This window comes from Bacillus sp. NPDC094064 (genome assembly GCF_050279585.1).
Taxonomy (GTDB): domain Bacteria; phylum Bacillota; class Bacilli; order Bacillales; family Bacillaceae_G; genus Bacillus_A.
This window is the reverse complement of record NZ_JBNNUI010000005.1, coordinates 73166-99815: the sequence shown is the minus strand read 5'-3', so window position 1 is coordinate 99815 and position 26650 is coordinate 73166. Positions and strand designations below refer to the sequence as shown.

Here is a 26650-nt window from a genome sequence, read left to right as displayed (position 1 = left end):
AGGTTATTGAAGAGTAACTAAGTTGATTGGTGTATACCTGACTTCTCGTTTCTTAAGAGAAACCCCCAAAGTCTATACGTTCTTTTTGTATTATAACATAAATGAGCGCATAATAATAGAATTATCTGATTTTGTAATAAGTGTAAAAAATAAAAAGCGCAAGGAATGGTAGTTCCTTGCGCCTTTTTATATGCGTTTGAAACGGCCGACAATTTCAACTGTTTCAGTAATGTTCATAAATGCTTTGTTATCCACTTGACGGATAATACGTTTCATTTCGCCTAACTCATAGCGAGTTACGACAGTGTAAATCATTTTTTTCTTATGGTTTGTATAGCCGCCGACAGCATCTACCATTGTCACGCCACGTATGCCGTGATGTAGTAGTGCGCTTTTTATTTCCTCGCCTTTTTCTGTAACTGTCATTATCGTTAATTTAATATGTTTTGTATGCACGGCATCAATCACTTTGCTGACTACAAACCGACTAATTAACGTATAAAGCGTAATATCCCATCCGAAAATAAATCCTGCTACGACAAGTAAGATTAAGTTGAATCCAAAGATGATTGCTCCAATCGAAATATCTCGATGTTTTGCTACAATCAATCCAACGACATCAAAACCACCTGTTGAAGAAGCAAATCGGAATATGATTCCTGAAGCAGCACCGCAGATGACACCACCGAATACAGAAGAAAGTAAAATATCGTCTGAAACTTGGTGTACGGGAAGAATATTCATCGCTAAAGATGATACTGCTACAAAGTATGCTGTTAAAAAGGTTGTCTTCTTTCCTAAGTAAAAGTGACTTAAAATAAGAAGCGGAATGTTTAGTAAAAAGATAAGTGCTCCGATATTGTAGTGCATTAAATAACCGATAATCATCCCTACACCAGCGAATCCACCGCTAATCATATTATGCGGGATAAAAAACATATTCATAGAAATTGCATACAAAATAGAAGCTATAAAAATAACAATTAACTGTATGATAAATTCTAGATGAAATGTTTTAGCTGCTGGGAAGGATAAAAAGGCGGTGTCGGGAACGTAATCGGCGTCTCCTAGTTGACCCATAGTATGTTTCATCTCCATATTCATTTTTGATTACAAGAAGAGAATAAAGCTTTTTTCAAAAACTGGCAATAGTTTTATTATAATGCAAAAATTTTATAAATTTCTAATAAATTAAACCTATTCATTGATGTGCGTGAATATACTAAAGAAAGCGAATACATTAATTTCCTAGCATAATTTTTTTGAGAAAATATGCAAAATTATTTTTTGCAAACAAAAGGAAATAGAGAATGTTTGCCTAATGTGCTAAAATGACTTTATTAAGGATGTGAAGCGATGGAGTTTTTATTCCAGGATGCAATTCTATATATATCGTTTGTAACGACAGCGCTTTGTTTATTAGAAGTCTTCTTTCTCACAAATGTTTCTCGCTTTGTGCGTCAGCAAGCATCGAGCAGTAGACAAAGAGCTTTTAAACTAGTTGATACGTGTGAAGAGGGTACCGGAACTGTACCGCTTTTCTCCATTTTTTATAAATATGGAATGATTCGTTCTGTACGTAGACAAGAATCGAGTGACGAGAGTGACGAGGTCGGTCCGTATACACCAATGTTTCGCTAAATAATTACGAAACATTGGAGGAATAAACATGTTAAAATCATACCGAGCTAAGCTCATTAGTTTTTCATTAGTACTTGTTTTTGTTTTATCTGGTTGTAGTACTGCAGGCACAATAGATTCACATAGTACGGGAATTTGGAACCATTATTTCGTATATCCAATCTCGTATATGATTCAATTTGTTGCTCATCATATACCTGGAGCTAGCTTCGGGATTGCTATCATTATCATGACGCTCGTTATTCGTTCAGCAATGATTCCATTAGCTGTTTCACAATATCGTAGCCAAGCGAAAATGAAAAAAATGCAACCTGAATTGCAGAAGTTAAAGAAAAAATATGGTGATGTAAGCAAAGATCTTGAAAAACAAAAGCAGTATCAAAAAGAAATGTCAGAACTAATGAAATCAGGCGGTTGGAATCCACTTGCTGGTTGCTGGCCAATCTTTATACAAATGCCAATTTTCTCTGCTTTGTATTATGCGATTAGCCGAACGGAAGAGATTCGCACATCTTCATTTTTATGGGTGAACTTAGGACATGCAGATCCATATCATATATTACCGATTATTGCAGCGTTAACGACATTTATTCAAATGAAGGTATTTCAATCAAATATGGCGTCTGGTGAGCAAGGGCAAATGATGAAAGTACAGCAAATTATGATGCCGGCCATGATTCTATTTATGGGATTTGCGGCACCATCAGGTCTTGTACTGTACTGGATCACAGGTAACTTATTTACAATGACGCAAACAATTGTATTAAGAAAAATAATGGAACGTGAAGAAGTACAATTACAAAATGCATAGAGAAACACCGCTCATCACGAGCGGTGTTTTTTTATTTAAATCGTTAAGGGAATTTTAAGAAACCAACATTACTATGGGTATTGTATACGAAAGTGTACATGCTTTAGAAATATGAAGGAGGAAATTTCCTATGAAGAAGAAAACAGTTGGGTATTTAGCAATTGCGGGTGCTTTATCATTTGGAATTATAGGAGGAGTGGGTGTCCCAGCATTTGCGGCAACAAATACTCCAGCAGCAGATCAGCCTACAAAAACGGTGAAAAAGAACTTAGATGACGCTACGAAACAAAAAGTGAAAACAATTATGGATGATACAAAGAAACAGTTAGAGGAACTAGGTGTAAAGCTTCCGGAGAAAGAAAAACGTAAAGATATGTTTGCAGGATTAGATGAGCAGGCGAAAGAAAAGGCGAAGTCAATTTTAGAACAAGAGAAGTCTGGGAAATTAACACGTGAGCAAGCCAAAGAGGAATTAACAAAATTAGGTGTGAAGTTCCCAGAAAAGGGTAAACACAAAGATATGTTTGCAGGATTAGATGAGCAGGTGAAAGAAAAGGCGAAGTCAATTTTAGAGCAAGAGAAATCAGGAAAGCTCACGCGTGAACAAGTGCAAGAGGAATTAACGAAACTAGGTGTGAAATTGCCGGAGAAGGGTAAACACAAGGATATGTTTGCAGGATTAGACGAGCAGGCAAAAGAAAAAGCGAAGTCGATCTTAGAGCAAGAAAAGTCCGGGAAATTAACACGTGAGCAAGCCAAAGAGGAATTAACAAAACTAGGTGTGAAACTTCTAGAAAAAGCGAAGCATGAAGACATCTTTGCGGGATTAGACGATCAGACGAAAGAAAAAGCGAAAGCCATTCTAGAAAATGAAAAGAAACAATTAGAGGAATTGAATGTGGATCTTCCGCATCAAAAATTTTTCATGAAAAAAGAAGATAAGTAATTGAGTTATGTATCTTTCGTGGGGCAATCGGAAGATACGTATGTGAGGGGGCTGTCCTTGAAACAGCCTCCTTTTATTATTGTCGTTTTCGATGGGGGGATAGGTATATTTCGGAAACCGTTGATATAATTTTTTTACAATCATATTGCTTCGAAGGTATAAGGGAATTAGAGAAGTATTGTATCTTCTGTTATAATATAAGAAGAGAAAAATTTCTGATGTTATATAAAAAATATATTGATTTTTTCTAACAATTCAATATAATGTAAAATAACTACAAAATTCGACATCAAGAAGTGATGATGAGGACATGATCAATTTTTTACGATTCTCAGAGAGGGAAGTCTTTGGCTGTGAGCTTCCTAATACGGAAAAATGGATTACCACCTCTGAACTGCAGCAGTGAACGGATACCTAGTAATTGCTTGCCGGCAAAAACCGTTATGTAGACTTGAGAAATTGGTGAAGTGTGCAACTTTACGAATTGAAACAAGGGTGGAACCACGAATACAACACTCGTCCCTTTTTTAGGGAGGAGTGTTTTTTTATTTCATTTTTGCATCACACTAGAATTGGAAGGAGGATACGCAGCATGCATCATGATGAGAAGAACAAAATTGGTTTAACAGTTGCACTTTCTATCGTAGTAGGAACTATTATTGGATCTGGTGTGTTTATGAAACCAGGGAGCGTATTAGATTACTCAGGGAGTTCTAATATGGCTATTCTTGCTTGGGTAATTGGTGGTCTGTTGACGCTAGCAAGTGGTTTAACAGTAGCTGAAATCGGAGCGCAAATCCCAAAAAATGGTGGGTTATATACGTATTTAGAGGAGATTTACGGAAGTTTTTGGGGGTATTTATCAGGCTGGATGCAAACAATTGTTTATGGACCAGCTATTATTGGAACGTTAGGTTTGTATTTTAGTTCTTTAATGATTAATTTTTTCTCTTTAGATAAAGTATGGAATTTACCAATCGCGATTGGGACAGTTGTGTTCCTAGGCGTTGTAAATAGTATGGGAACAAAGTATGGAGGTATCGTCCAAACGGTTACGACGGTTGGGAAGATGATTCCGATCGTTTTAATTGTTGTGTTAGGTTTTTGGAAAGGGAATAGTGATATCTTTAACGTAGTTGTACCGATATCAGAAAATCAAAGTATCGGGATGGCAATTTTAGCAACGTTATTTGCTTATGACGGCTGGATTCTACTTGCTTCTATTGGTGGAGAAATGAAGAATCCAACAAAGTTATTACCGAAAGCAATGACAGTTGGGATTTTAATTGTAACGGCTGCTTACGTATTAATTAATTTGGCGTTACTGAATGTATTACCAGCAACACAAATTGTAGATCTTGGTGAAAATGCAACAGCGACAGCTGCGGGCATGCTACTTGGAGAATATGGCGGGAAAATTATTAGTATTGGTATTATTATTTCTATTTTCGGTTGTTTAAACGGAAAGATTTTAACGTTCCCACGTATTCCAATGTCAATGGCAGAGCGTGGACAGCTTCCATTTGCTAAGTTTATTGCAAAAGAAAATTCGAGATTTAAAACACCAGCAAATGCGATTACTGTTGAAATCATTTTAGGAATTATTTTAATGCTTATTAGTGATCCGAATAAGCTATCTGAGATTTCCGTATTCATCATTTATATTTTCTATGTAATGACGTTTATTGGTGTCTTCATTTTAAGAAAACGTAATAAAAATAAAGAACGTGCGTATAGTGTACCGTTATTCCCAATTGTACCAATCGTTGCGATTTTAGGTTCGTTCTTTGTAATCGGTAGTGCGATTATTAACGATCCGGTAAGTTGCTTCTTATCGATTGGAATTGTATTTACGGGGCTTCCGGTGTATTGGTATTTGAATAAGAAAAATAAAAGTGAAGTGTCATGATTGAAAGGTAGGCGTATAATACGCCTACCTTTTTTGCTGTGAAAAAATTGTACTTGTATTCACTTTCTATTTTGGTTACTATAGTCGTAGTAACCAAAATAGAAAGTGTGGGGAAAGACTTGAATTTTCGTGTGTATATTTTAGCTATTGCGGCTTTTGTAGTCGGAACGGTTGAGCTAATTATAGGAGGAACGCTCGATTTAGTGGCCAATGATTTAGGTGTATCAATTAGTGCGGCTGGTCAGCTTATCACAATATTTTCGGTAGTATTTGCTTTGTCAGGTCCAGTTTTATTAGCAGTAACAGGGAAGGTTGAAAGAAAAACATTATATATTGGGGCATTATCGATTTTCTTAATTGGAAATATTATTTCAGCGTTTAGTTTGAATTATGGAATGTTAATGTTCTCAAGGGTTATTTGTGCGGCGAGTGGATCGCTTATTATTGCACTATCTGTAACACTTGCTTCTAGTGTAGTAGAACCGCATTTTCGTGCGCGTGCGATAGGAATTATTTTTATGGGAATTAGTGGATCACTTGTACTTGGAGTACCGTTAGGTCTTGTGTTAGGAAATGCATACGGATGGCGTGCGCCGTTTGTATTAATTTCGATTTTAACAGTTATGGCGATCGCTTGTATTTCATTATTTTTAACGAAAGTACCAGCGACGTCGGTGTTATCAATAAGAGAACAAATTGCTACGTTAAAAGATAAGAAAATTGTAAGTGCACAGTTAACGTCATTCTTATTTTTAACAGGTCATTTAACACTATATGCATATTTAACACCTTTCTTAAAAGATGTGATGCATGTTGAAGCGAATTGGATTAGTGTGTTTTACTTCATTTTCGGAATCGCAGCAGTAATTGGAGGCGGCTTCGGAGGCTGGCTTGCTGATAAATGGGGATCGAAGAAAAGTATTATTTCCATCATTATCTTATTTGCATGTGCAATCTTTATGTTACCAATGATGACATTCTCATTCCCGCTTTTCATTATGATGATGGGGCTTTGGAGTATGCTGAGCTGGGCTATTTCACCAGCACAGCAAAACTATTTAATTGAAATTGCACCGGAATCAGCTGGTATTCAGCAAGGTTTAAATAACTCCGCTCTTCACTTAGGAATTGCGCTCGGTTCAACAGTAGGCGGAGTTGTTATTGAAAAATCATCTGTTATATATAACGCTTGGGTAGGCGGCGGCTTTATTATATTAGCATTGCTTTGTGCGATTTTCTCGATTACGAGAGGGCGCTCTACTCAGTTTGCGAAAGAAGAATCTATCGTTTGATAGGTTCTTTTTTGTTTGTAAAAAATTGCAGGGGTTAGGAGAGATATGGAGAAAGGGGTATATAGCGAGGTGATAGTATATGGAGTATTCAATTATTGGTTTTATATTCACGGTACTTCCGTTATTTGTGGTTATTTTTGTTCTTAGATGGATTCGTTTTATCTATCAAAATTCTGAGAAACAAGTGGAGCAAAATGAGAAGATTATTGAGCTGTTGATGGAGATAAAGGAGCAAAAAAAATCGTGAAATGACCTAATCATTCGAGTGCAAACTTTACAAAACAGACACATCCTTTTGTAGCGCTTTCTGTTATATTTAGGAAGATTATAGTTTCATATAGGAGGGCCACAAATGGGTTTATTTGATATGTTTAAAGGTGACAAAACTCGTACAGAAAATGGGATGGAACCACACTTTGCATTTGCTACATCTTTACTTTACATGATGGGTGCAGATGGAGAATATGATAATGAGGAATTAGGACAATTATTATCTGTTTTAGGTGGTAAAAATAAAGGCGGCAAGATTTATGTAGGTGGAAATAACGATGACCTACTTGAGAAGGCGATTAAGTATGTTCGTAAAAATAGTGTAGATACATTTTTAAGAGAAGCAGCACCATCTCTTACAGATGCACAAAAAATGTGTATTCTTGTTAACTTAATTGATTCATCTCTTTCTGATGGAGAGGCTGAACGTGAAGAGCAAGTAATGTTCGGGAAGTTTTTACAAGCCTTTGACATTTCAGAGGAGCGATTTAAGCCATTCTTTGAAGTAATTGTATTAAAAAATGACCGTTCTGTATTTACAAATCAAAATCATCCGAAAAACAAACTACATAAAGTTGAATTAGCGAAATCATAAAAAATAGCTGTATCAAAAGAGTATATAAAACTCCTTTTGGTACAGCTATTTTTGTGTGAGGAATTCCTTTTGGGATGTGTTAATATCTCAATTTCATCAATAAACTTTTAATTTCCTCATCTTCCATAAAGAGATCATGATGTTTTTGAGTAATCTTTGCAAGTGCAACATCATGATAGAAGAATTCTGTAAAGAACTTCACGAAAGGTTGTGACATTGTTTTCATCGCTTGCCATGATTCTTGCTCTACACCAGCGAATAAAATTTCGCGGTCGTCTACGATAAGGAGTAAATAACGCTCTAGTGCGTTAGGTTCTTCAGTTGGAATTAGAAAATGCATATTTTCTAATTCTGTTTCTACGTTTCCGACTATGAGGGATTCAATCAAGACACCTTGTTTTGCTTTTTGTTCTAATAATGGAAGATATTCTAAAAGCGTATCATTCCAAGCTGAAATACGAATCGATTCTGTTGCACTTTCTATGAGTTCTTTACTTTGAACTCGAATAGAAGATTGCATCTTTAGGCTCCATACACGGTCATCTGTAAATGATTTTTTCGATATATTCGTTTCCAATTCTTGAATGTTTGATTGGAATTCTGTCGTTAATTTTTCAATTGCTAGCTTGAGTGGCAATGCTGTATACAACTTTTTCTTTTCTGAAACAGAATCCATTACCATTCCTTTATCGATTAGGCGCGCTAGCACTTCATATATTTTTGCTTTTGGAACACCAGAGTGCTTCACAATTGTCGTAGCATCTAACGGTTCATTGCTTGATACGACAACTTCATAAGCTTGGCTTTCATATTGTGAGAAACCGAATTTTTGTAACATAGTTCCCTCCGAACAAATGTGATTATCCCGCTATTTGCGGGCAGTAAGATGCCCACCTCAAAATTCGGCTGGAGCAAAGAAGTTGGGGGGGGAGCTCTGCTGCCCGTAAATGCCCGATTGGTGAAGGCTAATAATCAGTGGGGGTGAATAAAATCCCACTGATTAAAGTTTCACTTTATATAGCTTAAGGATAATGAACTATTTGTTTTTGCACAAGTGGTAGTAAGTTTTTTCATCAGATAGAGATGAGAATTAATTTCAATTTTTTAATGTTATCTATTATACTTAATATATTGATTAACGTAATTAAAATACAACGAGAAGGGGACGCTTGGGGGAAGATGTTGAGAAGTTTCTGGTGCAATGGATGATGTAAGCGGGGGAGCATCTACTCTTGCTAATAGTGTAGATGAAGTTTCAGCACAACTTGAGAACATGGCGCAGTCAGTGGAACAAATGAATAGCTCCATGGAAAGTTTGACAGAGCATATGAACGATTTAGAAAGACTGGTTGAGCAGTTTAAAGTAGAGGAATAACATATTATTAAAATGATAAAGATTTTGGTAAAATAGACAATGGATATATAAGAAGTGAATATAGGAGGCAAGTTACTATGGCAATTGTTGACGTATCGATTATTCCAGTAGGAACAGGTAATCCAAGTGTTAGTGAGTATGTAGCAGAAGTACAAAAGGTGCTAGAGAAAAATGCAGATCGCGTGAAGTATCAATTAACACCGATGAACACAATTATTGAAGGAGATCTTCCTGTCATTCTAGAAGTTATTCAACAAATGCATGAAGTGCCATATACGAAAGGTGCACAGCGTGTTGCGACAACGATTCGTATCGATGATCGCCGTGATAAAGTAAGCACAATGGAGAAGAAATTAAACTCTGTTCGATCAAAATTATAAGAAAAAGCAGCGATGTTCGCTGCTTTTTTCATATAGGAGGTAGATAAGATGAGTGAAAAGTTTAACGAACAATTTGATGGGTTGTTAGCGAAATACACGGAACTATTACTGGGAGAAAGCAATGAAGAGCGAAAAGAGCAGGTGCAGAAGTGGGCACTGTATTCTTACATTGCGAAGACGATGCCAGCTTTAGTGAAGCATTGGAATGAGACGTATCCTGATGCAAAAGAAGAGATGGTACAGCTAATTACGAATATTAAAAAGCTGAATGAAGAGAAGCGAAATGAGCAGTGAGAAAACCTTGAGGTAATGTTACCTCAGGGTTTTTTTATTAATATCCTTATATAATTTACATGGAATATAAAGGGTTTTATAGGCATGTCGAATATTTTTGGCATGCCTATTTTGTACCTAGTAAACCCGTTTTTTCTAAATGTCGAAAAATATTTCCTTCATATTTACAAGCGAGAATATAAGGTTTTAAATGTTTTTATAGTATTTTATAAATTATCTAAATAATTATTTGTATCAAATAATTTTAAAGAATGATATAATTTTGAAGAGGGGTAAAAAACAGATAAAGTACAGTCATAGGGGTGAATTACATGGAACAATTAATGCGAAATTCGTTTCTTTTCTTATCTAAAAATAAAGCGCTAACAAAACTGGCTAAAAAGTACGGTTTGCGCTTTGGTGCAGGTCGCTTCGTCGCAGGGGAGACGATTGAATTAGCGACAGCTGCTATTCAACAATTAAACAAGCAAGGTCTTTGTGTAACGATCGATTATTTAGGGGAATTCGTTGATAATGAAGCAGAAGCAAATGAAATGGCTAACCAATCGATTGAAGCGATCCGTGCAATTGGAAGAGAAGGTCTTGATTCGCAGCTTTCTTTAAAAATGACTTCTATGGGATTAGATATCTCTGATGAAATCGTAATGAACAATATGCGCCGTATTTTAGAAGCTGCAAAAGAAAATGGTGTGTTTGTTACCATTGATATGGAAGACTATACACGTTGCGGAAAAACAATTGATATCTTTAAACAATTAAAATCTGAATACGATAATATTGGTACTGTTATTCAAGCTTACCTATATCGTACAGAAAAAGATATTGAGGACTTAAACTCTTATAATCCTAATTTACGTCTTGTAAAAGGGGCTTATAAAGAACCTGAAGAAGTGGCGTTCCCGGACAAGAAAGATGTAGATGACAATTATAAAAAGATTATTAAAATGCACTTATTAAATGGAAATTATACTGCAATTGCTTCACATGACGAAGCGATTATTGAATATACAAAAAAACTTGCCGAAGAACACAATATTTCAAGAGATCAATTTGAATTCCAAATGTTATTTGGTATTCGTACAGAGCGTCAACTTGAGCTAGTAAAAGAAGGCTACAAAATGCGTGTTTACGTGCCGTACGGAAACGACTGGTATGGATATTTCATGCGCCGTCTAGCAGAGCGTCCAGCAAACGTTGCGTTCGTATTAAAAGGTATGATCAAAAAATAACCAAGGAGACTAGCTCCTTGGTTATTTTAATTGTTGAAATGCGTAATGTGCCATTTTCTTCGTATCAGGATATAGTTGCGTGCGAGTAGAGGATAATACGACGTTAATGACGCGTTTCCCATCTTTTTCATCCACTGTTACGACCGTATATTTTCCGAGTGTCGATAGACCGCTTTTACTTCCAATCGCATATGGATCATTATATAGTTCTTCTCGTCCATAGTTTGCGATTTTGGGAGAGCGTTCTGAAGTATGTAGAGTTGTACGCGTTGAATTCATATATTCTAAAACAACTGGATACTTTAATGCTTCTTTCGTAATAATAGCAATGTCATATGGTGATACTTTATTTCCGAGTGCATCAGCACCACTTGCGTTTTTGAAAGTCGCATGCTTTGTACCAAGTTCCTTCGCTCTAGCATTCATCATTTTCACAAACTCATTTTTTGATCCTGCGATATGTTCTGCAATAGACTCGGCAACTGGGTCTGCACTAATGATAAGCATAAGTTTTAATGCCTCATCACGTTTTAATTTTTCACCCGCGTGAAGCTTAATCTTCTTACTTTGACTTTCTGTTTTAATCGCGTTTTCTGTAATTGTAATTTCTTCATCTTCTTTTACATTCTCTAGTAAGAGAAGCGTTGTCATCATTTTGGCTATACTAGCCGGATAAGAGCGTTCATCTTCGCGTTTCCCATACAAAATTTCACCTGTGTCTGCATCGATTGTAATGCCGTATTGCCCTGTAATAGTAGGCTGATCCGCTCTTACAGCTTGTTGTCTTTGTGCATAAGAGAAGAAAATCATCCCTGTAAATAGTGTAGCAATCATTACAATCATAACTATTGTTCGTTTCATTATAATTCCCTCATTTGTTACAAATAAATTGGGCAGAAAAAGCAGCCATTACCCATTATGCCACGTTCTCTGCCCAAAAATATAGCGTTATTTTTCGCCCATATTATGCTTTTTATATTGTTGATTATTACCTTGACGGCCTTTTTCTACACCGTGATTATGCGGACCTGCATTTCCAGTTACGCTTGCTGCGCTAATTCCAGCCTTTGAAGGGTTCTTCTTAAGTTTTGCCATATATATTCCTCCAGTTTCGTCAGATTATAAAAAGGAAAAGTGTATTTGAATGAAGAAAATACATATATAGCATAGCCAAATGAAAGAAATATATTTATTTCAGAAAATTTTATCAATAAATATATTGCGAAAATTTAAACAATAACATATATTTATTAGTAGAGGCTCATTCATTGATTGCGACTTATGTCGAAAAATTGAATGAGCATTCATTCAAGAATAGGGGGAGAATTGGATGTTCCAAATTAAAAAGGCTGCTGTTCTAGGTTCAGGCGTAATGGGTTCAGGAATTGCGGCACACTTAGCTAATATTGGTATTCCGACATTATTGCTTGATATTGTACCACCTGCGCTTACGAAAGAAGAGGAAGCGAAGGGACTTACATTAGAACATAAAAGTGTGAGAAATCGTTTTAGTAATACGGCTGTGCAAAAACTATTAAAGCAAAAACCAGCTCCTCTGACAGTGAAAGGAAATTTAACACTGATTGAAGCAGGTAACTTAGAAGATGATCTTGAGCGTCTAGCTGATGTAGATTGGATTATTGAAGTAGTAGTTGAAAACTTAGATATTAAAAAGAAATTATTTGAAAAAGTAGATGCTGTTCGTAAACCCGGTTCTATTGTAAGCTCGAATACGTCAGGCATTTCAGTTGAAAAAATGGCAGAAGGTCGTTCAGACGACTTCCAGAAACACTTCTTAGGCACACACTTTTTTAACCCACCACGATATTTAAAACTTCTAGAGGTAATACCGACGAAAGAAACAGATCCACAAGTATTAAGTTTCATGAAACTATTTGGCGAAGACGTTCTTGGAAAAGGCGTTGTTATCGCAAAAGATACACCAAACTTTATTGGAAACCGCATTGGTACGTACGGTTTACTTGTAACTCTTCAAGAGATGATAAAACGCGGCTACAGCATTGGGGAAGTTGATTCTGTAACAGGTCCACTTATCGGTCGTCCGAAGAGCGCAACGTTCCGTACATTAGATGTTGTCGGTTTAGATACATTCGTACACGTTGCAAATAACGTATACGAAAACGTACAAGAAGAAGAGCGTGAAGTGTTTAAAGTACCAGCTTTCATGCATGACATGCTTGATAAAAAGTGGCTTGGAAGTAAAACAGGTCAAGGCTTCTTCTTAAAACAAGGAAAAGAAATTTTAGAATTAAATCCTGAAACGATGGAATACGAAGCACGCAAAAAATTAAAAGCTGCATCTATTGAATTAAGTAAACAAGAAAAAGGTTTATCGAATAAATTGAAAGCGCTTGTATACGCGAAAGACCGCGCAGGAGAGTTGTTATGGAACATCATTACACCAACTCTTTTATACTCTGCAAAGCTTCATAAAGAAATTGCTGACGATATCGTTGCAATTGACCAAGCGATGAAGTGGGGCTTCGGCTGGGAACAAGGACCATTTGAAGTTTGGGATGCAATCGGCGTTGAAAAATCTGTTCAAAAGATGGAAGAAAACGGCGCAGTTATTCCTACTTGGGTGAAAGAAATGCTAGAGAAAGGTTTCACTACTTTCTATAAACACGATAACGGTGATAGCTACTATTACGATAATGGCGAATATAAGTTAATCGAACGTAATAAAAAAGCAATTTCTCTTAAACAATTAAAAGCGAAAAACGGCGTATTAAAGAAAAATAGCGGCGCGAGCTTAATTGATTTAGGCGACGGCATCCTTTGCTTAGAGTTCCATTCGAAGAGCAATGCAATCGGTATGGATATTACGCAAATGATTAACTACGCTGTTGATGAAGTAGAAAAGAATTATAAAGGTCTTGTTATCGGTAACCAATCGAAGAACTTCTGCGTTGGTGCGAACCTTGCAATGATCTTAATGGAAGCACAAGACGACAACTACTTTGAAATTGAGTTGGTTGTGAAAAACTTCCAGGATGCAATGACGAAAATTAAGTATTCTTCTAAGCCAGTTGTAGCAGCGCCTTATGGTATGACGCTTGGCGGAGGTACAGAAGTATGTTTACCAGCTGCTAGCATTCAAGCTTCTAGTGAAACGTATATGGGCTTAGTAGAAGTTGGTGTTGGCTTAATCCCTGGCGGAGGCGGTAACAAAGAGTTATACATTAAACACTTAAATAAAATGGCAAACGGTGTAGAGTTTGATCTGCAAAAAGTTGCAAATAAAGTGTTCGAAACAGTAGCAATGGCGAAAGTTTCAACTTCAGGACAAGAAGCAATTTCTCATAACTTCTTAGGTGATAAAGACGGTATTAGTGTGAATGGCGATCACTTACTATACGATGCGAAACAGAAAGCACTTGCTTTATATGAAGCTGGTTATAAAGCGCCGATCCGTAAAAAGGTTCCGGTTGTTGGTGAAACAGGATATGCAACTCTTGCACTTGGTGCAGAAGCAATGCATTTATCTGGTTACATTTCAGAGCACGATCTTCACATTGCGAAGAAACTTGCATATGTCATTGCGGGCGGAAAAGTGCCGTACGGAACAGAAGTTGATGAGCAGTATTTATTAGATGTAGAACGTGAAGCATTTATTAGCTTAGTAAGTGAGATGAAATCACAAGCAAGAATGCAGCACATGCTTGTAAAAGGAAAGCCATTACGTAACTAATAACGAGGGGAGATATCGTTCATGAGAGAAGCTGTCATTGTTGCGGGAGCAAGAACACCAATTGGAAAAGCAAAGAGGGGTTCATTAAAAACAGTTCGTCCTGACGATCTAGGGGCGTTAGTAGTAAAGGAAACGTTAAAGCGTGCGAATTATGAAGGACCAATCGATGATTTAATCTTCGGTTGTGCAATGCCAGAAGCAGAGCAAGGGTTAAACATGGCTCGTAATATCGGCGGATTAGCAGGACTTTCTTACGATGTGCCAGCTATTACAATTAACCGTTACTGTTCTTCAGGTTTACAAAGTATCGCTTACGGAGCAGAGCGTATTATGCTTGGTCACTCTGAAGCTGTATTATCGGGCGGAGCGGAATCAATGAGTTTAGTTCCAATGATGGGACACGTTGTTCGTCCGAATAGTCGCCTTGTAGAAGCGGCTCCAGAATATTATATGGGTATGGGACATACAGCAGAGCAAGTTGCTGTGAAATATGGAATTTCTCGTGAAGAGCAAGATGCATTTGCAGTAAGAAGTCATCAACGTGCAGCAAAAGCATTAGCTGCAGGAAACTTTGCTGATGAAACAGTATCTGTAGATGTAACGTTACGTACTGTTGGATCAAACAACAAACTGCAAGAAGAAACAATCATTTTCGCACAAGACGAAGGTGTAAGAGCAGAAACGACGCTAGACATTTTAGGTAAATTACGTCCAGCATTTAACGTTCGCGGTTCGGTAACAGCTGGTAACTCTTCACAAATGAGTGATGGCGCAGCATCTGTACTATTAATGGACCGTGAAAAAGCAGTGAGTGATGGCATGAAACCACTTGCGAAATTCCGTTCATTTGCAGTAGCTGGCGTACCACCAGAAGTAATGGGTATCGGTCCAATCGCTGCAATTCCAAAAGCGTTAAAACTAGCGGGATTAGAGCTATCTGATATCGGCCTATTCGAACTAAATGAAGCATTTGCTTCTCAATCAATCCAAGTTATTCGCGAGCTTGGTTTAGACGAAGATAAAGTAAACGTAAACGGCGGTGCAATCGCACTTGGACATCCACTTGGCTGTACAGGAGCAAAACTAACACTATCTCTTATTCACGAAATGAAACGTCGCAACCAACAATTCGGTGTCGTAACAATGTGTATCGGCGGCGGAATGGGAGCAGCGGGAGTATTTGAATTACTATAAAAAAAGTGGAAGCGGCTTGCTCAGAACAGGAGGGCGTTGGAAGCCCTGACGAAGAGGCGCTTTTTGCCTCACAGGAAGGGATGAAACGACCGACTGTTCTAGCCGCTGGAACTGGATTATGAAAAAAAGGTGGAAGCGGCTCGTTCAGAATGTGAGGGGGATGGAGCTTCAGACGAAGAGGCGCTTTTTGCCTCGGAGGAAGAAGCGAAGCCACTGAACATTCTAGCCGCTGGAACTGGATTAGATAAAAAGTGCAGGTGGCTTGCTCAGAACGTGACGCCGCCAATACAAAGAATGGAAGCAACAAAGGTTTATAAAAAATAAAATTGAGAGCCAGCTTCTTTCAAAATGAGAGAAGCGGCTCATGAAAATATGGAGGAGGAAATTTTCATGGAAAAAATAGTAGGAAGTGCGGTTAAAGGCGGTAGCTTTTTAGTTGATGAAATTACGATTGATCAAGTGTTTACGCCAGAAGATTTTTCATCTGAGCATAAAATGATTGCAAAAACGACAGAGGACTTTATCGTAAATGAAGTTCTTCCAGAGCTTGAATATTTAGAGCAACACGAATTTGATCGTTCTGTTCGTCTTTTAAAAGAAGCTGGGGAACTTGGTTTATTAGGCGCTGACGTACCAGAAGAGTACGGCGGAATTGGCCTTGATAAAGTAAGTTCAGCGTTAATCGCAGAGAAATTCTCTCGCGCTGGTGGTTTTGCAATTACTCACGGTGCTCACGTAGGTATCGGATCTTTACCAATCGTATTATTCGGTAACGAAGAGCAAAAGAAAAAATATTTACCATTACTTGCAACTGGTGAAAAATTAGCTGCATACGCATTAACAGAGCCAGGTTCAGGTTCTGACGCGTTAGGTGCAAAAACAACTGCACGTTTAAATGCAGAAGGTACACATTACGTATTAAACGGTGAAAAACAATGGATTACAAACTCTGCTTTCGCTGACGTATTTGTTGTATATGCAAAAATAGACGGTGAGCACTTCTCAGCATTTATCGTAGAGAAAGAATATGCTGGTGTATCTACAAGCCCAGAAGAGAAGAAAATGGGTATTAAATGTTCTTCAACTCGTACGTTGATTTTAGAAGATGCGTTAGTACCGAAAGAAAACTTACTTGGTGAAATCGGTAAAGGTCATATTATCGCGTTCAACATTTTAAATATCGGCCGTTATAAATTAGGTGTTGGTACAGTTGGATCTGCGAAACGTGCAGTAGAAATTTCAGCACAATATGCAAACCAACGTCAACAGTTCAAACAACCAATCGCTCGCTTCCCATTAATTCAAGAGAAACTTGCGAATATGGCAGCAAAAACATATGCAGCTGAAAGCTCTGTATACCGTACAGTAGGTTTATTTGAAAGCCGTATGAGCACATTATCTGAAGAGGAAGTAAAAGACGGTAAAGCAGTAGCAGCTTCTATCGCTGAATATGCAATCGAGTGCTCTTTAAATAAAGTATTCGGTTCTGAAGTATTAGATTATACAGTAGATGAAGGTGTTCAAATCCACGGTGGTTACGGATTTATGGCAGAGTACGAGATTGAAAGAATGTACCGCGACTCTCGTATTAACCGTATTTTCGAAGGAACGAACGAAATTAATCGCCTAATCGTACCTGGTACGTTCTTACGTAAAGCGATGAAAGGTGAATTACCACTTCTTCAAAAAGCACAAAAATTACAAGAAGAGTTAATGATGATGATGCCAGAAGAAGTAGGCGATGAGCCATTAGCACTTCAAAAATATTTAGTAAGTAACGCGAAGAAAATCGGCTTAATGGTAGCTGGATTGGCTGCTCAAAAATACGGTAAAGCATTAGATAAAGAGCAAGAAATTCTTGTGAATATTGCTGACATCGTAAGCAACTTATATGCAATGGAATCAGCTGTTCTTCGTACAGAAAAAGCAATTAAAACGACTGGTCTTGAAAAGAATAAACAAAAAGTGTTATACACTGAAGTATTCTGCCAAGAAGCATTCAACGAAATCGAAGCAGATGCGAAAGAAACACTTATCGCAGTTGAAAATGGCGACATGCTGCGCATGATGTTATCATCATTACGTAAATTAACTCGCCACACACCACTTAACGTAATTCCGAAGAAACGTGAAATCGCTGCGAAAATTTTAGAAGAAGAGCGTTATACAGTTTAATAGATGAAAGAGAACCAGTAGCCTTTTGGCTGCTGGTTTTTTGTTGGTGGATTCTTGAAGAGAGCTGTATTACATATGTATGTGTAAACAGCTTTTTGTGATGGAGGTAAAGGGAATGCAGTTAATAAGAGTAGAAACAGTTCATCAAATCGCATTTTTACCGCGTCTATTTCCGATTAACTGTTACTTTGTCGAAGAAGAATCGGGATTAACTTTAATTGATGCAGCGTTACCATTTTGTGCAAAGAAAATTTTAGAATCGGCTCGAAAAATAGGAAAACCGATTACGAATATCGTGATTACCCATGCGCATGATGACCATATTGGAGCGCTAGACGCTATAAAACAAGAGCTGCCGGATATTCCGGTCTATATTTCTAAAAGAGATGCTTGTTTACTTGAAGGAGATTTGTCACTGCAACTAGGGGAACCGGGCACAGAGGTGAAAGTAGGGGTGTCAAAACAGATAAATACGGTTCCAGATATTCTTCTTCAAGAAGGAGATAGAATTGGTTCACTTGTAGCGATTGCGACTCCAGGTCATACACCAGGTTCGATGTCATTTTTAGATACGAGAAATGATGCACTCATTGTAGGAGATGCATTTCAAACGAGAGGAGGCGTGGCGGTAGCAGGACAAATAAAGTGGTTGTTTCCGTTTCCTGTGTTTGGCACTTGGGATGCAGAAGTTTCGTTAACAAGTGCTCAAAAATTGCTGGAATATAAGCCAGCTATATTGGCGACAGGGCATGGGAAGATGATGAAAGAGCCGTTCGTGCACATGCAACGGGCGATTGAAGAGGCAAAGCAGAATTTAAGTAGAAAGAGCCTCTAAATCATTAGAGGCTCTTTCTACTTAAATAATATTATTTAGCAGGCTTTAGAAATGTATATATTGCTAAGAAAAAATTGAAAAACGTAAATACGAAAGGGTCGTGGCTTGACTCAGAATCATAAGCTTCTTGGCTTTTTGTAAGAAATTCGTGGATTTTCATGAGTATTGCTCCTTTATTATGTAGAATTTATAAAAGGGAGTTTTTTAAAACTACCGCTTACTAATAGAGCTGCATTAATAAATAATAAGAAAAATGTAGTGTTCTGATTTTTATAATTGTTCAGTGCTATAAATAGAAAATAAATGAGAAATATCATGTGTAAAGGTATAGAGGTGGATAGTGGTTTTAAAGTTAATACATCAATGATCGCATAAGCGATGAAGAAGATGACTTTAAATGTTCTTTACGTAGGCACACCTTCTTAATATGTTGTATCTGTGAATTATAAAGTTAAGGATGCATTTTTAATATTTGTATTTTTCTGTAATTATAACATTTTTTTGTCTATATAAATAGATGTTGTTGATTTTAGTATGAAATGAATTTAAGAATGATTTTTAATGAATACGATTTAAAAAGAGCCAAATACTAATGACGAATGAACAAAGAAAGGTAGGAGTATCCTATGCAAAATTTAACAGAACTTGAAGTAGAAAATTTACGTCATTTAATTGGTGGACACGCAACAATTATTAACAAGTTAGAACAGTATGCACAGGCTTGTACAGATCCGCAGCTAAAGCAAATGCTACAAAAAGATGCACAAGATGCAAGAAATACGAAACAACAATTAATGACTTTCTTAGGATAGGAGGAAGCGAAAGATGAATGAAAAAGATATGGTAAATGATTATTTAGCAGGATTAAATGCAAGTTTAACGAGTTATGCAAATTATATTTCTCAGTCTGATAATGAACAATTACATCAAACGTTAATTCAAATTCGTAATCAGGATGAGATGCGCCAACGTAATATGTATGAGTACGCAAAGCAAAAAAGTTATTATAAGCCGGCAGCACCTGCGAATCCGATGATTGTGCAGCAATTGAAAGGTCAATTAAGTGCGGAATAATCGGATGAAAAAAAACGGGCGAATGAAGTCGCTCGTTTTTTTGTTTTGTACATGTCAATAAATACATAATAAATATTTTTCCGGTTGTAACAAATATGACGAAAATTAAATATAACAATTCACAGAAAGGACAAAAACTTTGCTCGATATTTCACAAAGTATCCATGGTTTCTATTGTGGGAATCTCTATAATTAGGAGTGTAAAGAACAAAAGAACTAGATTACTATGATCAATTAGGAGAGATTGCTATGAAAAGAAATACAAGAAAAATTGCAATTATCGGTACTGGATTAGTGGGATCAAGTTGTGCGTATTCCATTGTAAATCAAGGGATTTGCGAAGAACTATTATTAATTGATATAAATCATGAACGTGCAGTTGGGGAAGCGATGGATTTATCGCATTGCATTAACTTTACAAATACAAGAACAAAAGTATATGCAGGAAACTATGAAGACTGCAAAGATATGGACATTGTCATTATTACAGCAGGACCAGCACCAAAGCCTGGACAAAGTCGTTTAGATACTTTAGGAGCAAGCGCGAAAATTATGGAAAGTATTGTTGGCGGCGTCATGGAAAGCGGATTTGATGGTATTTTCTTACTCGCATCGAACCCGGTTGATATTATTACATATCAAGTGTGGAAATTATCTGGATTACCTAGAAATCGTGTGATTGGTACAGGTACATCATTAGATTCTTCTCGCTTAAGAACAATTTTATCTGAAATGTTACATGTAGACCCTCGTAGCATTCATGGATATTCATTAGGAGAGCATGGAGATTCTCAAATGGTTGCTTGGTCACATGTAACTGTTGGAGGAAAGCCAATTCTACAAATTTTAGAAGAGCAAAAAGAACGTTTCGGTGAAATAGATTTAGATGAAATTGTTGAGAAGACTGCAAAAGCTGGATGGGAAATTTATAAACGAAAAGGCACTACTTATTATGGAATCGGAAATTCTCTAGCATATATTGCGAGCTCAATCTTTAATGATGACCATCGCGTAATTGCTGTATCAGCTATTTTAGATGGTGAGTATGGTGAATATGACATTTGTACAGGAGTGCCAGCTATTATTACTAGAGATGGTATGAAAGAAGTTGTACAACTAAATTTAACTGAGGAAGAAGAAGCTCGATTCGCAAAATCAAACGATATTTTACGCGATTATATGAAAACAATTGGTTACTAACTTATAGGAGAAGGTGAAACAAATGAAGGAATATATAATGTCTCGTGTATTTAAAGCATCTGCTGGAATCGCGCAAGGTATTTTCGTATCCCTTGGAATTGGTTTACTAATCGAAAATATAGGAAGAATTGTTGATATTCCATTACTTATTACAATCGGAGTTGTTGCAAAATCACTTATGGCACCAGCCATTGGAGCCGGGATTGCTTTTATGCTCGGTGCAAACGGTCTTGTCATCTTTTCAGCGATGGTAGCTGGAGCGATTGGTGCCGGATCCATTTCAATGACTGAAGCTGGTCTCATCATAAAAACAGGTGAACCAATCGGTGCCTTATTAACAGCAACTTTAGCAGTTTATATTGGTAAACGTTTAAGCGGAAAAACTGCTTTAGATATGATGCTCGTTCCATTTGCAGCAATATTAGGTTCTGGTGTAGTCGGTATTTGGTTAGCACAAAATATTAGCCCGGTTTTAAATGCAGTTGGAGCATTCATTAAAGATAGCTCAGCTGGTAGCCCATTCATCGCTTCTGTCGTCATTGCAGTGGTTTGGGGACTGTTACTTATATCTCCAGCTTCATCAGCTGCGTTAGCGATAGCACTTAGCTTAGATGGTGTTGCAGGTGGTGCTGCTCTTGCAGGATGTGTTGCTCAGTTTATCGGATTCGCTGTCATCTCAGCGAAAGAAAATAATTTAGGCGGCATATTAGCTCAGGCCCTTTGTACTCCGAAAGTACAGTTGCCGAACATTACTAAAAATCCAATGATTCTCGTCCCAACTGTCGTCGCCAGCGCCATAGTCGGCCCAGTATCGGCACTCATTTTCCAGCTAGAAGCAGGAAAAGAAATTGCAGGTCTTGGATTAAGTTCTCTTATCGCACCAATTAATTTAATTTCCAGCCAAGGATGGGAAGTTGTCCCAGCGATGATAATCACTTATGTCATCATTCCAGTAGCTGTTTCTTATATGCTTTACAGCGCTCTTAAAAAATCAGGTCGTATTCATTCTGGTGATATGACTGTACCGCAATCTTAAATTGAAAATCTCCTTATTAATAGATAAAAGCAGACTGAAGAAGCCACAGTCTGCTTTTTTGTTGCGTTACATTTTATGATTTTGTTTTACTGGAACCCTTATTGGTTCTTTTGCTAACAATAGCTGAACACCGAAGTATAGTATGCTTGCCAGCGTCATTCCAGAAACGGCATCTATAAATGCATGTTGCTTCGTAAATAGCGTTGATAAAATGATCAGTGTGCCGAAGAAAGTAAGAATGTAATATTCAAAAGCGTGCTGTTCTCTACGTTTAAAGGCAGCTAACATAATCACAAATGTAGTAAGGACGTGAATGCTTGGGAAACAGTTTACCGGTTGATCGATACTATAAATATAGCGGACTAGTTCGGAAAATACGTCTGTTCCAACGACGGTTGGACGAGGTACTGTTGTTTGCCAAAAATAATAAATAGAAAAACAAGCAAGTTTGCCAAGAATGACACTGCTTAAAGTAACGTAATATTGCTTTCGATCAGCAAAACAATAATAAATAAGTGCACCGTATAAGTATGGGAACCAAAGTAAATAAGGAATAATAAATGCTTTTACAAATGGAATCCACTCATCTACTACTGTTGTGACGTCTACTGCGTGGACAGATGATTTATTTAATACATCGTAAAGGGGACTTACGAGTACGAGTAGAAGTATATAACTTAACGGAAGAAAAGATGAAAGTTTAAATTTCTTCATGACAATCTCCTATGTTTTTTAGTAATGTAAGTAAATTCAATTGATTATAATATAGAAAATTCAATTGGGCTATTGATTTCACTTACATTTTCTTGAATTAACCTTACATTTTTGTCACTTGACTAAAAAGAAGAGGAGGGTGCTAAATGAAGCGTTTATCGTATTTCTTAGTTTTTATATTGTTATGCCTAGTCGGTGCGGGGTGTGCAAAGAATAACGAAGGAGAGAAATTAGAATATAACGGGAGAGCACTCGTAATTGGAGTTGTTGGAGAAGAGCCGAAAGACACGTTTAGAAATGTAAAGTTTGAGAAAATTAAGTTAGAGGACCTGGAAAAGAAATCTAAGAAAGTAGACGGGTTTCTAATAATGAAAGATCACTTTCAAGAAGCCTCAACAGAGCAGTATAAAGATGTATTTTCATCGCTAAAGAAACCAGTGTTTTTTATCGGTTTACAAGATAAATCATATTCACTTTTTATTACAAAAGGTATAGAGTATAACAGCGCAAAAAAAGATGTAAATGCTATGTATACGCAAGGTTTTGCGAATATCGGAAGTGGTGAAGGGCAGCAATGGGCAGTTGGTTTATCAAATGGTGGAAATACAGAAGAAAGTATTCACAACATGTATATCGTAGTGTTTCAAACAATTGCAGACTATTTGAATAGATCATGAGAAGCCTTTATATAGGGGCTTCTTCTTTTATTTAAATATGTTTGATAAGAACGTAAGGCTTCATTTTGAAAGTGAATGTGAAGGAGTATGGAATTAATCAAACGTTTGTTTAAGATGTATGTTCGGTAGAAAGGAATCAATGCAGTTCAAAGGAAACAAAGGAAAATAGGGAATTAATCAAACGTTTGTTTAAGATGTATGTTTGGTAAGAAAGGATCAATGCAGTTCAAAGGGAATGAAGGAAACTAGGAAACTAATCAAACGTTTGTTTAAGATATATGTTCGGTTTAATGTGAGGAGAATCTAAAAAAATATATATTTATTTTTTTTTCTTAACAAATGGCGGAAAAATAAGAAAAATTCGCAGGATTATTAAAATTTATCACGAAATAAGTAAAAGTTTAGCGAATAATCGTTTGAAATAATAAAACGTTTTCTATATGATAAGGGTAAAGGTTAGTAAAAAAGTAGGTGAATTTATGACAGTAACATTTTATTCATATCCAAAGTGTGGCACATGTCAAAAAGCAAAGAAATGGTTTGAGGCAAACGATGTAGCATATGAGATGATTCATATTGTTGAAAATCCACCGTCAAAAGAAGATTTACGTAATTTACATGAAAAAAGTGAGTTACCATTAAAAAAATTCTTTAATACAAGTGGAATGCGTTACCGCGAACTTGGTCTGAAAGATAAGTTAAAGGATGCGAGTGAAGACGAAATGTATGAACTTTTAGCATCTGATGGCATGTTGATTAAGCGTCCAATCGTAACAGATGGAACGAGTGTAACACTTGGTTTTAACGAAGAGCAGTTTGAAAGTGTGTGGAAAAAGTACCAATAAGGTATTTTTACATAATTAATACATTCACTGGAGGTACAGTCATGAGCATTCCAAATAATTTACGTTACTCTGAAGAACACGAATGGGTAAAAACTGAAGGTAATGAAGTTGTTATCGGTATTACTCACTTTGCACAAGGTGAGCTAGGCGATATCGTATTCGTTGAACTTCCTGAAGTAGGTGCAACAATTGAAGCTGACGAGCCATTCGGAAGCGTAGAATCTGTTAAAACAGTTTCTGAGTTATACGCACCTGTAAGCGGTAAAGTTGTAGCAGTAAACGAAGAATTAAGTGACCAACCAGAACTTGTTAACGAATCTCCATACGAAGGTGCATGGATGGTTAAAGTTGAACTTTCTGATGCAAGCCAAGTTGAGAAGTTATTAACTGCAGAAAAATATGCAGAAATGACAAACCAAGACTAATTTTAGTCGACTGAAGGACAGCCTTTGTGCTGTCCTTTTTTATTTTGTGTAAAATAATGAACGTAGAATCATATACTAATTATCGTGTAGGAGAACGTTTTTTGAAAAACTTGTTCGTTATTCTTTATTGGTTAGCGCCAGCGGCTAGATTGTTCGGTGGTTTCACTTCTTCCTACAAGGCAAAAAGCGCCTTTACGTCAGAAGCTCCATCCCTCTCACAATCTGAACGAGCCGCTTCCGCTTTTCATTGTCCAGCTCCACCTCCTAGCCCTTCATGTCTAAGAACCTTCCGCACGAGAAGACAAAAAGCGTCTTCTGTGCGAAAGAACCTTAGCCAACAGGGCTAAACAGTCGGTTCCGCTTTTCTTATTGTCCAGCGCCAGCGGCTAGATTGTTCGGTGGCTTCGCTTCTTCCTGCGAGGCAAAAAGCGCCTCTACGTCAGAAGCTCCATCCCCCTCACAATCTGAACGAGCCGCTTCTGCTTTTCATTGTCTAGCTCCACCTCCTAGCCCTTCATGTCTAAGAACCTTCCGCACGAGAAGACAAAAAGCGTCTTCTGTGCGAAAGAACCTTAGCCAACAGGGCTGAACAGTCGGCTCCGCTTTTCTTTATTGTCCAGCGCCAGCGGCTAGAACAGTCGGTCATTTCACTCCTTCACTTGAGGCAAAAAGCGCCTCTAGTTCAGGAGTTCCAATGTCCTCCTGTTCTGAACGAGCCGCTTCTGCTTTTCTTTTGCAAAAATAAACAGGAAACAACATGAAAATAACGAATATACTATATACTAAGTTAAAGGTTGTATAGTATATGGTGATCGGGTGATGACATATGATTTATGTAGAAAAAGTCATTATTGTAGAAGGTACATCAGATAGAAGAAAGATTGAATCTATTATTCGTGAACCGGTGGAAATTGTTTGTACAAATGGTACAATTGGTTTGTCGAAAATGGATGAGCTCGTTGATCAGTTTTTTGATAAGGAAGTGTATGTGCTAGTGGATGCTGATGATGCTGGAGAAAAGTTAAGGAAACAATTTCGAAAAGAATTTCCGCAAGCAGAGCATATTTATATCGATCGCTCGTACCGAGAAGTGGCAACTGCGCCGTCTTCACACTTAGCAAATGTATTATGGGGAGCTGACATTGACGTCTATACAGAATATTTACGGTAAGGAATGATAGAAGTGATTGACTGGACAGGAGCCGAAGCTACAGCCCTAATAGAGAACGAAGAAAAAACAGTGTTATATGTATATACTCCGATGTGTGGAACATGCCAATTAGCAAAAAAGATGTTAACGGTTGTTGAGATGACAATTGAGGATTTGAAAATTGGAATGTTAGATTTAAATTATGCCCCGCATTTAGCGAAAGAGTATGGAATCGAAAGTGTACCGTGTTTACTTGTTTTTGAAAATGGGACACTAATGAAGAAGATATATGCATTTCATTCGGTTGAATATTTATATACGGAGTTAAAGTAGGCGGCAAAGTTTTTGCCGCCTCGACATATTTCTTGGGAAATATGTCGAGATGCAGGGTGGGTACAGTATTTGTCGAGCGAAAGTAACAGGATTGCTCTTTAGTGAGAGGGAATGGTATGTAATAGAAAGTGATATGAAGGATGTGATTTAGGGTGAAATTATATTCTTTGCTGCAATCATTTGTAAATTACGCTAATGGTCAATACCATTTAGAACCACTTCTAAGACAAGGAGAAAGAATTGTCAACTTCCGTTTTGGGGATGAATGTTGTTCGTTACAAATTTCAAGAGATTATATAGAGTTGTTGAAAGAGGAAAGAGGAACAGAACAAATCGTTTGTGTAGACGAAGAAGATGTAGAACAATTGGTGAACGGAAATATACGATTACAAATGTTAATGAACGATGGACGTGTACATTATTCGGGGACGTATCGAACGATGCTAGTAGTCGAGTCGATGTTTCATATATGTAAACCGATGTCAGTAGGTGCTTAAAATTCTGAAGGTTCATTTTTTACGAAAATTTCTGTTGACAC

At 37.2% G+C, this 26650-nt stretch carries 31 protein-coding genes and 1 other annotated feature; of the genes, 26 read left to right on the top strand and 5 right to left on the bottom strand.

Going from position 1 to position 26650, the window contains the following annotated elements; all coding sequences use genetic code 11:
- Positions 1-186: 186 nt before the first annotated feature.
- A complete protein-coding gene (locus ACQKNI_RS13245; protein ID WP_071712722.1) occupies positions 187-1080 on the bottom strand; it encodes a YitT family protein in 894 nt (297 codons plus the stop codon).
- A gap of 276 nt (positions 1081-1356) precedes the next feature.
- Between ACQKNI_RS13245 and ACQKNI_RS13240 the strand changes: the two genes are divergently transcribed.
- The 7 genes from ACQKNI_RS13240 (at position 1357) to ACQKNI_RS13210 (ending at position 7464) form a co-directional block, all read left to right on the top strand.
- A complete protein-coding gene (locus ACQKNI_RS13240; RefSeq protein ID WP_088232094.1) occupies positions 1357-1641 on the top strand; it encodes a hypothetical protein in 285 nt (94 codons plus the stop codon).
- 28 nt (positions 1642-1669) lie between these two features.
- Positions 1670-2452, top strand: coding sequence for a membrane protein insertase YidC (locus ACQKNI_RS13235; protein WP_088232095.1), 783 nt, complete (start codon positions 1670-1672; stop codon positions 2450-2452).
- A gap of 130 nt (positions 2453-2582) precedes the next feature.
- Positions 2583-3398: a hypothetical protein gene (locus tag ACQKNI_RS13230; protein ID WP_088232096.1), complete on the top strand. Its 816-nt coding sequence runs from the start codon at positions 2583-2585 to the stop codon at positions 3396-3398.
- A gap of 290 nt (positions 3399-3688) precedes the next feature.
- Positions 3689-3925 (top strand) — a binding site (T-box leader).
- Between the two features lie 65 nt (positions 3926-3990).
- A complete protein-coding gene (locus ACQKNI_RS13225; RefSeq protein ID WP_088232097.1) occupies positions 3991-5307 on the top strand; it encodes an APC family permease in 1317 nt (438 codons plus the stop codon).
- A 107-nt stretch (positions 5308-5414) separates the two neighbouring features.
- Positions 5415-6599: an MFS transporter gene (locus ACQKNI_RS13220; protein ID WP_427282422.1), complete on the top strand. Its 1185-nt coding sequence runs from the start codon at positions 5415-5417 to the stop codon at positions 6597-6599.
- A gap of 79 nt (positions 6600-6678) precedes the next feature.
- Positions 6679-6846 carry a hypothetical protein gene (locus ACQKNI_RS13215; protein WP_088232099.1) on the top strand — a complete coding sequence of 56 codons (168 nt, stop codon included), beginning with the start codon at positions 6679-6681 and terminating at the stop codon, positions 6844-6846.
- 105 nt (positions 6847-6951) lie between these two features.
- Positions 6952-7464: a TerB family tellurite resistance protein gene (locus tag ACQKNI_RS13210; RefSeq protein WP_088232100.1), complete on the top strand. Its 513-nt coding sequence runs from the start codon at positions 6952-6954 to the stop codon at positions 7462-7464.
- 79 nt (positions 7465-7543) lie between these two features.
- Here ACQKNI_RS13210 and ACQKNI_RS13205 read toward each other — a convergent pair whose 3' ends face one another.
- Positions 7544-8302, bottom strand: coding sequence for a TrmB family transcriptional regulator (locus ACQKNI_RS13205; RefSeq protein ID WP_088232101.1), 759 nt, complete (start codon positions 8300-8302; stop codon positions 7544-7546).
- Between the two features lie 363 nt (positions 8303-8665).
- Between ACQKNI_RS13205 and ACQKNI_RS13200 the strand changes: the two genes are divergently transcribed.
- From ACQKNI_RS13200 to ACQKNI_RS13185, 4 genes are all read left to right on the top strand, one after another.
- On the top strand, positions 8666-8839 hold the full coding sequence (locus ACQKNI_RS13200) for a V-type ATPase 116kDa subunit family protein (protein ID WP_140417446.1): 174 nt from the start codon (positions 8666-8668) through the stop codon (positions 8837-8839).
- A 77-nt stretch (positions 8840-8916) separates the two neighbouring features.
- The gene (locus ACQKNI_RS13195) at positions 8917-9219 is read left to right on the top strand and encodes an MTH1187 family thiamine-binding protein (RefSeq protein ID WP_001018860.1); all 303 of its coding nucleotides are present in this window, start codon (positions 8917-8919) and stop codon (positions 9217-9219) included.
- 48 nt (positions 9220-9267) lie between these two features.
- Positions 9268-9513, top strand: a complete 246-nt coding sequence (locus tag ACQKNI_RS13190; RefSeq protein ID WP_088232102.1) for a YusU family protein — start codon at positions 9268-9270, stop codon at positions 9511-9513.
- 311 nt (positions 9514-9824) lie between these two features.
- Positions 9825-10742, top strand: a complete 918-nt coding sequence (locus ACQKNI_RS13185) for a proline dehydrogenase family protein (protein WP_088232103.1) — start codon at positions 9825-9827, stop codon at positions 10740-10742.
- Between the two features lie 21 nt (positions 10743-10763).
- Here ACQKNI_RS13185 and ACQKNI_RS13180 read toward each other — a convergent pair whose 3' ends face one another.
- A complete protein-coding gene (locus tag ACQKNI_RS13180) occupies positions 10764-11603 on the bottom strand; it encodes a D-alanyl-D-alanine carboxypeptidase family protein (RefSeq protein WP_098357249.1) in 840 nt (279 codons plus the stop codon).
- A gap of 87 nt (positions 11604-11690) precedes the next feature.
- The gene (locus tag ACQKNI_RS13175) at positions 11691-11837 is read right to left on the bottom strand and encodes a YuzL family protein (RefSeq protein ID WP_001096344.1); all 147 of its coding nucleotides are present in this window, start codon (positions 11835-11837) and stop codon (positions 11691-11693) included.
- 235 nt (positions 11838-12072) lie between these two features.
- On the opposite strand from ACQKNI_RS13175, the gene ACQKNI_RS13170 reads away from it, so the two are divergent.
- From ACQKNI_RS13170 to ACQKNI_RS13130, 9 genes are all read left to right on the top strand, one after another.
- Complete coding sequence (locus ACQKNI_RS13170; protein WP_088232105.1) at positions 12073-14454, top strand: 3-hydroxyacyl-CoA dehydrogenase/enoyl-CoA hydratase family protein; 2382 nt, start codon at positions 12073-12075, stop codon at positions 14452-14454.
- 21 nt (positions 14455-14475) lie between these two features.
- The gene (locus ACQKNI_RS13165) at positions 14476-15648 is read left to right on the top strand and encodes an acetyl-CoA C-acetyltransferase (protein ID WP_280147347.1); all 1173 of its coding nucleotides are present in this window, start codon (positions 14476-14478) and stop codon (positions 15646-15648) included.
- A 129-nt stretch (positions 15649-15777) separates the two neighbouring features.
- The gene (locus ACQKNI_RS13160) at positions 15778-15972 is read left to right on the top strand and encodes a hypothetical protein (protein ID WP_176548514.1); all 195 of its coding nucleotides are present in this window, start codon (positions 15778-15780) and stop codon (positions 15970-15972) included.
- Between the two features lie 48 nt (positions 15973-16020).
- Complete coding sequence (locus tag ACQKNI_RS13155; RefSeq protein WP_276307242.1) at positions 16021-17823, top strand: acyl-CoA dehydrogenase family protein; 1803 nt, start codon at positions 16021-16023, stop codon at positions 17821-17823.
- 115 nt (positions 17824-17938) lie between these two features.
- Entirely contained in the window at positions 17939-18658 is a 720-nt protein-coding gene (locus tag ACQKNI_RS13150) for an MBL fold metallo-hydrolase (protein WP_088232108.1), read from the top strand.
- 626 nt (positions 18659-19284) lie between these two features.
- A complete protein-coding gene (locus ACQKNI_RS13145) occupies positions 19285-19470 on the top strand; it encodes a hypothetical protein (RefSeq protein WP_001180552.1) in 186 nt (61 codons plus the stop codon).
- A gap of 13 nt (positions 19471-19483) precedes the next feature.
- On the top strand, positions 19484-19732 hold the full coding sequence (locus tag ACQKNI_RS13140; RefSeq protein WP_001002991.1) for a spore coat protein: 249 nt from the start codon (positions 19484-19486) through the stop codon (positions 19730-19732).
- A gap of 249 nt (positions 19733-19981) precedes the next feature.
- Positions 19982-20932 carry an L-lactate dehydrogenase gene (locus tag ACQKNI_RS13135; RefSeq protein ID WP_088232111.1) on the top strand — a complete coding sequence of 317 codons (951 nt, stop codon included), beginning with the start codon at positions 19982-19984 and terminating at the stop codon, positions 20930-20932.
- Between the two features lie 22 nt (positions 20933-20954).
- Positions 20955-21968: a PTS transporter subunit IIC gene (locus ACQKNI_RS13130; RefSeq protein ID WP_088232112.1), complete on the top strand. Its 1014-nt coding sequence runs from the start codon at positions 20955-20957 to the stop codon at positions 21966-21968.
- A 66-nt stretch (positions 21969-22034) separates the two neighbouring features.
- On the opposite strand, the gene ACQKNI_RS13125 is transcribed toward ACQKNI_RS13130, so the two are convergent.
- Positions 22035-22682, bottom strand: coding sequence for a phosphatase PAP2 family protein (locus ACQKNI_RS13125; RefSeq protein WP_098253518.1), 648 nt, complete (start codon positions 22680-22682; stop codon positions 22035-22037).
- 146 nt (positions 22683-22828) lie between these two features.
- On the opposite strand from ACQKNI_RS13125, the gene ACQKNI_RS13120 reads away from it, so the two are divergent.
- From ACQKNI_RS13120 to ACQKNI_RS13095, 6 genes are all read left to right on the top strand, one after another.
- Positions 22829-23359, top strand: a complete 531-nt coding sequence (locus ACQKNI_RS13120) for a hypothetical protein (RefSeq protein WP_088232114.1) — start codon at positions 22829-22831, stop codon at positions 23357-23359.
- Positions 23360-23838: 479 nt separating this feature from the next.
- Positions 23839-24204 carry an arsenate reductase family protein gene (locus ACQKNI_RS13115; RefSeq protein WP_002129756.1) on the top strand — a complete coding sequence of 122 codons (366 nt, stop codon included), beginning with the start codon at positions 23839-23841 and terminating at the stop codon, positions 24202-24204.
- A gap of 41 nt (positions 24205-24245) precedes the next feature.
- The gene (gene gcvH, locus ACQKNI_RS13110) at positions 24246-24629 is read left to right on the top strand and encodes a glycine cleavage system protein GcvH (protein ID WP_000026896.1); all 384 of its coding nucleotides are present in this window, start codon (positions 24246-24248) and stop codon (positions 24627-24629) included.
- 826 nt (positions 24630-25455) lie between these two features.
- Positions 25456-25800 (top strand): toprim domain-containing protein, encoded by a 345-nt coding sequence (locus ACQKNI_RS13105; RefSeq protein ID WP_000640869.1) that lies wholly within the window; start codon positions 25456-25458, stop codon positions 25798-25800.
- 3 nt (positions 25801-25803) lie between these two features.
- Positions 25804-26112, top strand: coding sequence for a thioredoxin family protein (locus tag ACQKNI_RS13100; RefSeq protein ID WP_002008881.1), 309 nt, complete (start codon positions 25804-25806; stop codon positions 26110-26112).
- A gap of 152 nt (positions 26113-26264) precedes the next feature.
- Positions 26265-26609 (top strand): hypothetical protein, encoded by a 345-nt coding sequence (locus ACQKNI_RS13095; RefSeq protein WP_088232115.1) that lies wholly within the window; start codon positions 26265-26267, stop codon positions 26607-26609.
- Positions 26610-26650 lie beyond the last annotated feature (41 nt).

Coding starts and splice junctions, on each gene's coding strand:
- ACQKNI_RS13230 (WP_088232096.1), top strand. CDS start 2,583: ATGAAGAAGAAAACAGTTGGGTATTTAGCAATTGCGGGTGCTTTATCA.
- ACQKNI_RS13150 (WP_088232108.1), top strand. CDS start 17,939: ATGCAGTTAATAAGAGTAGAAACAGTTCATCAAATCGCATTTTTACCG.
- gcvH (WP_000026896.1), top strand. CDS start 24,246: ATGAGCATTCCAAATAATTTACGTTACTCTGAAGAACACGAATGGGTA.
- ACQKNI_RS13190 (WP_088232102.1), top strand. CDS start 9,268: ATGAGTGAAAAGTTTAACGAACAATTTGATGGGTTGTTAGCGAAATAC.
- ACQKNI_RS13210 (WP_088232100.1), top strand. CDS start 6,952: ATGGGTTTATTTGATATGTTTAAAGGTGACAAAACTCGTACAGAAAAT.
- ACQKNI_RS13125 (WP_098253518.1), bottom strand. CDS start 22,682: ATGAAGAAATTTAAACTTTCATCTTTTCTTCCGTTAAGTTATATACTT.
- ACQKNI_RS13105 (WP_000640869.1), top strand. CDS start 25,456: ATGATTTATGTAGAAAAAGTCATTATTGTAGAAGGTACATCAGATAGA.
- ACQKNI_RS13215 (WP_088232099.1), top strand. CDS start 6,679: ATGGAGTATTCAATTATTGGTTTTATATTCACGGTACTTCCGTTATTT.
- ACQKNI_RS13200 (WP_140417446.1), top strand. CDS start 8,666: ATGGATGATGTAAGCGGGGGAGCATCTACTCTTGCTAATAGTGTAGAT.
- ACQKNI_RS13130 (WP_088232112.1), top strand. CDS start 20,955: ATGAAGGAATATATAATGTCTCGTGTATTTAAAGCATCTGCTGGAATC.
- ACQKNI_RS13165 (WP_280147347.1), top strand. CDS start 14,476: ATGAGAGAAGCTGTCATTGTTGCGGGAGCAAGAACACCAATTGGAAAA.
- ACQKNI_RS13240 (WP_088232094.1), top strand. CDS start 1,357: ATGGAGTTTTTATTCCAGGATGCAATTCTATATATATCGTTTGTAACG.
- ACQKNI_RS13135 (WP_088232111.1), top strand. CDS start 19,982: ATGAAAAGAAATACAAGAAAAATTGCAATTATCGGTACTGGATTAGTG.
- ACQKNI_RS13245 (WP_071712722.1), bottom strand. CDS start 1,080: ATGGGTCAACTAGGAGACGCCGATTACGTTCCCGACACCGCCTTTTTA.
- ACQKNI_RS13225 (WP_088232097.1), top strand. CDS start 3,991: ATGCATCATGATGAGAAGAACAAAATTGGTTTAACAGTTGCACTTTCT.
- ACQKNI_RS13185 (WP_088232103.1), top strand. CDS start 9,825: ATGGAACAATTAATGCGAAATTCGTTTCTTTTCTTATCTAAAAATAAA.
- ACQKNI_RS13175 (WP_001096344.1), bottom strand. CDS start 11,837: ATGGCAAAACTTAAGAAGAACCCTTCAAAGGCTGGAATTAGCGCAGCA.
- ACQKNI_RS13100 (WP_002008881.1), top strand. CDS start 25,804: ATGATAGAAGTGATTGACTGGACAGGAGCCGAAGCTACAGCCCTAATA.
- ACQKNI_RS13120 (WP_088232114.1), top strand. CDS start 22,829: ATGAAGCGTTTATCGTATTTCTTAGTTTTTATATTGTTATGCCTAGTC.
- ACQKNI_RS13115 (WP_002129756.1), top strand. CDS start 23,839: ATGACAGTAACATTTTATTCATATCCAAAGTGTGGCACATGTCAAAAA.
- ACQKNI_RS13235 (WP_088232095.1), top strand. CDS start 1,670: ATGTTAAAATCATACCGAGCTAAGCTCATTAGTTTTTCATTAGTACTT.
- ACQKNI_RS13170 (WP_088232105.1), top strand. CDS start 12,073: ATGTTCCAAATTAAAAAGGCTGCTGTTCTAGGTTCAGGCGTAATGGGT.
- ACQKNI_RS13155 (WP_276307242.1), top strand. CDS start 16,021: ATGGAGGAGGAAATTTTCATGGAAAAAATAGTAGGAAGTGCGGTTAAA.
- ACQKNI_RS13140 (WP_001002991.1), top strand. CDS start 19,484: ATGAATGAAAAAGATATGGTAAATGATTATTTAGCAGGATTAAATGCA.
- ACQKNI_RS13195 (WP_001018860.1), top strand. CDS start 8,917: ATGGCAATTGTTGACGTATCGATTATTCCAGTAGGAACAGGTAATCCA.
- ACQKNI_RS13180 (WP_098357249.1), bottom strand. CDS start 11,603: ATGAAACGAACAATAGTTATGATTGTAATGATTGCTACACTATTTACA.
- ACQKNI_RS13205 (WP_088232101.1), bottom strand. CDS start 8,302: ATGTTACAAAAATTCGGTTTCTCACAATATGAAAGCCAAGCTTATGAA.
- ACQKNI_RS13145 (WP_001180552.1), top strand. CDS start 19,285: ATGCAAAATTTAACAGAACTTGAAGTAGAAAATTTACGTCATTTAATT.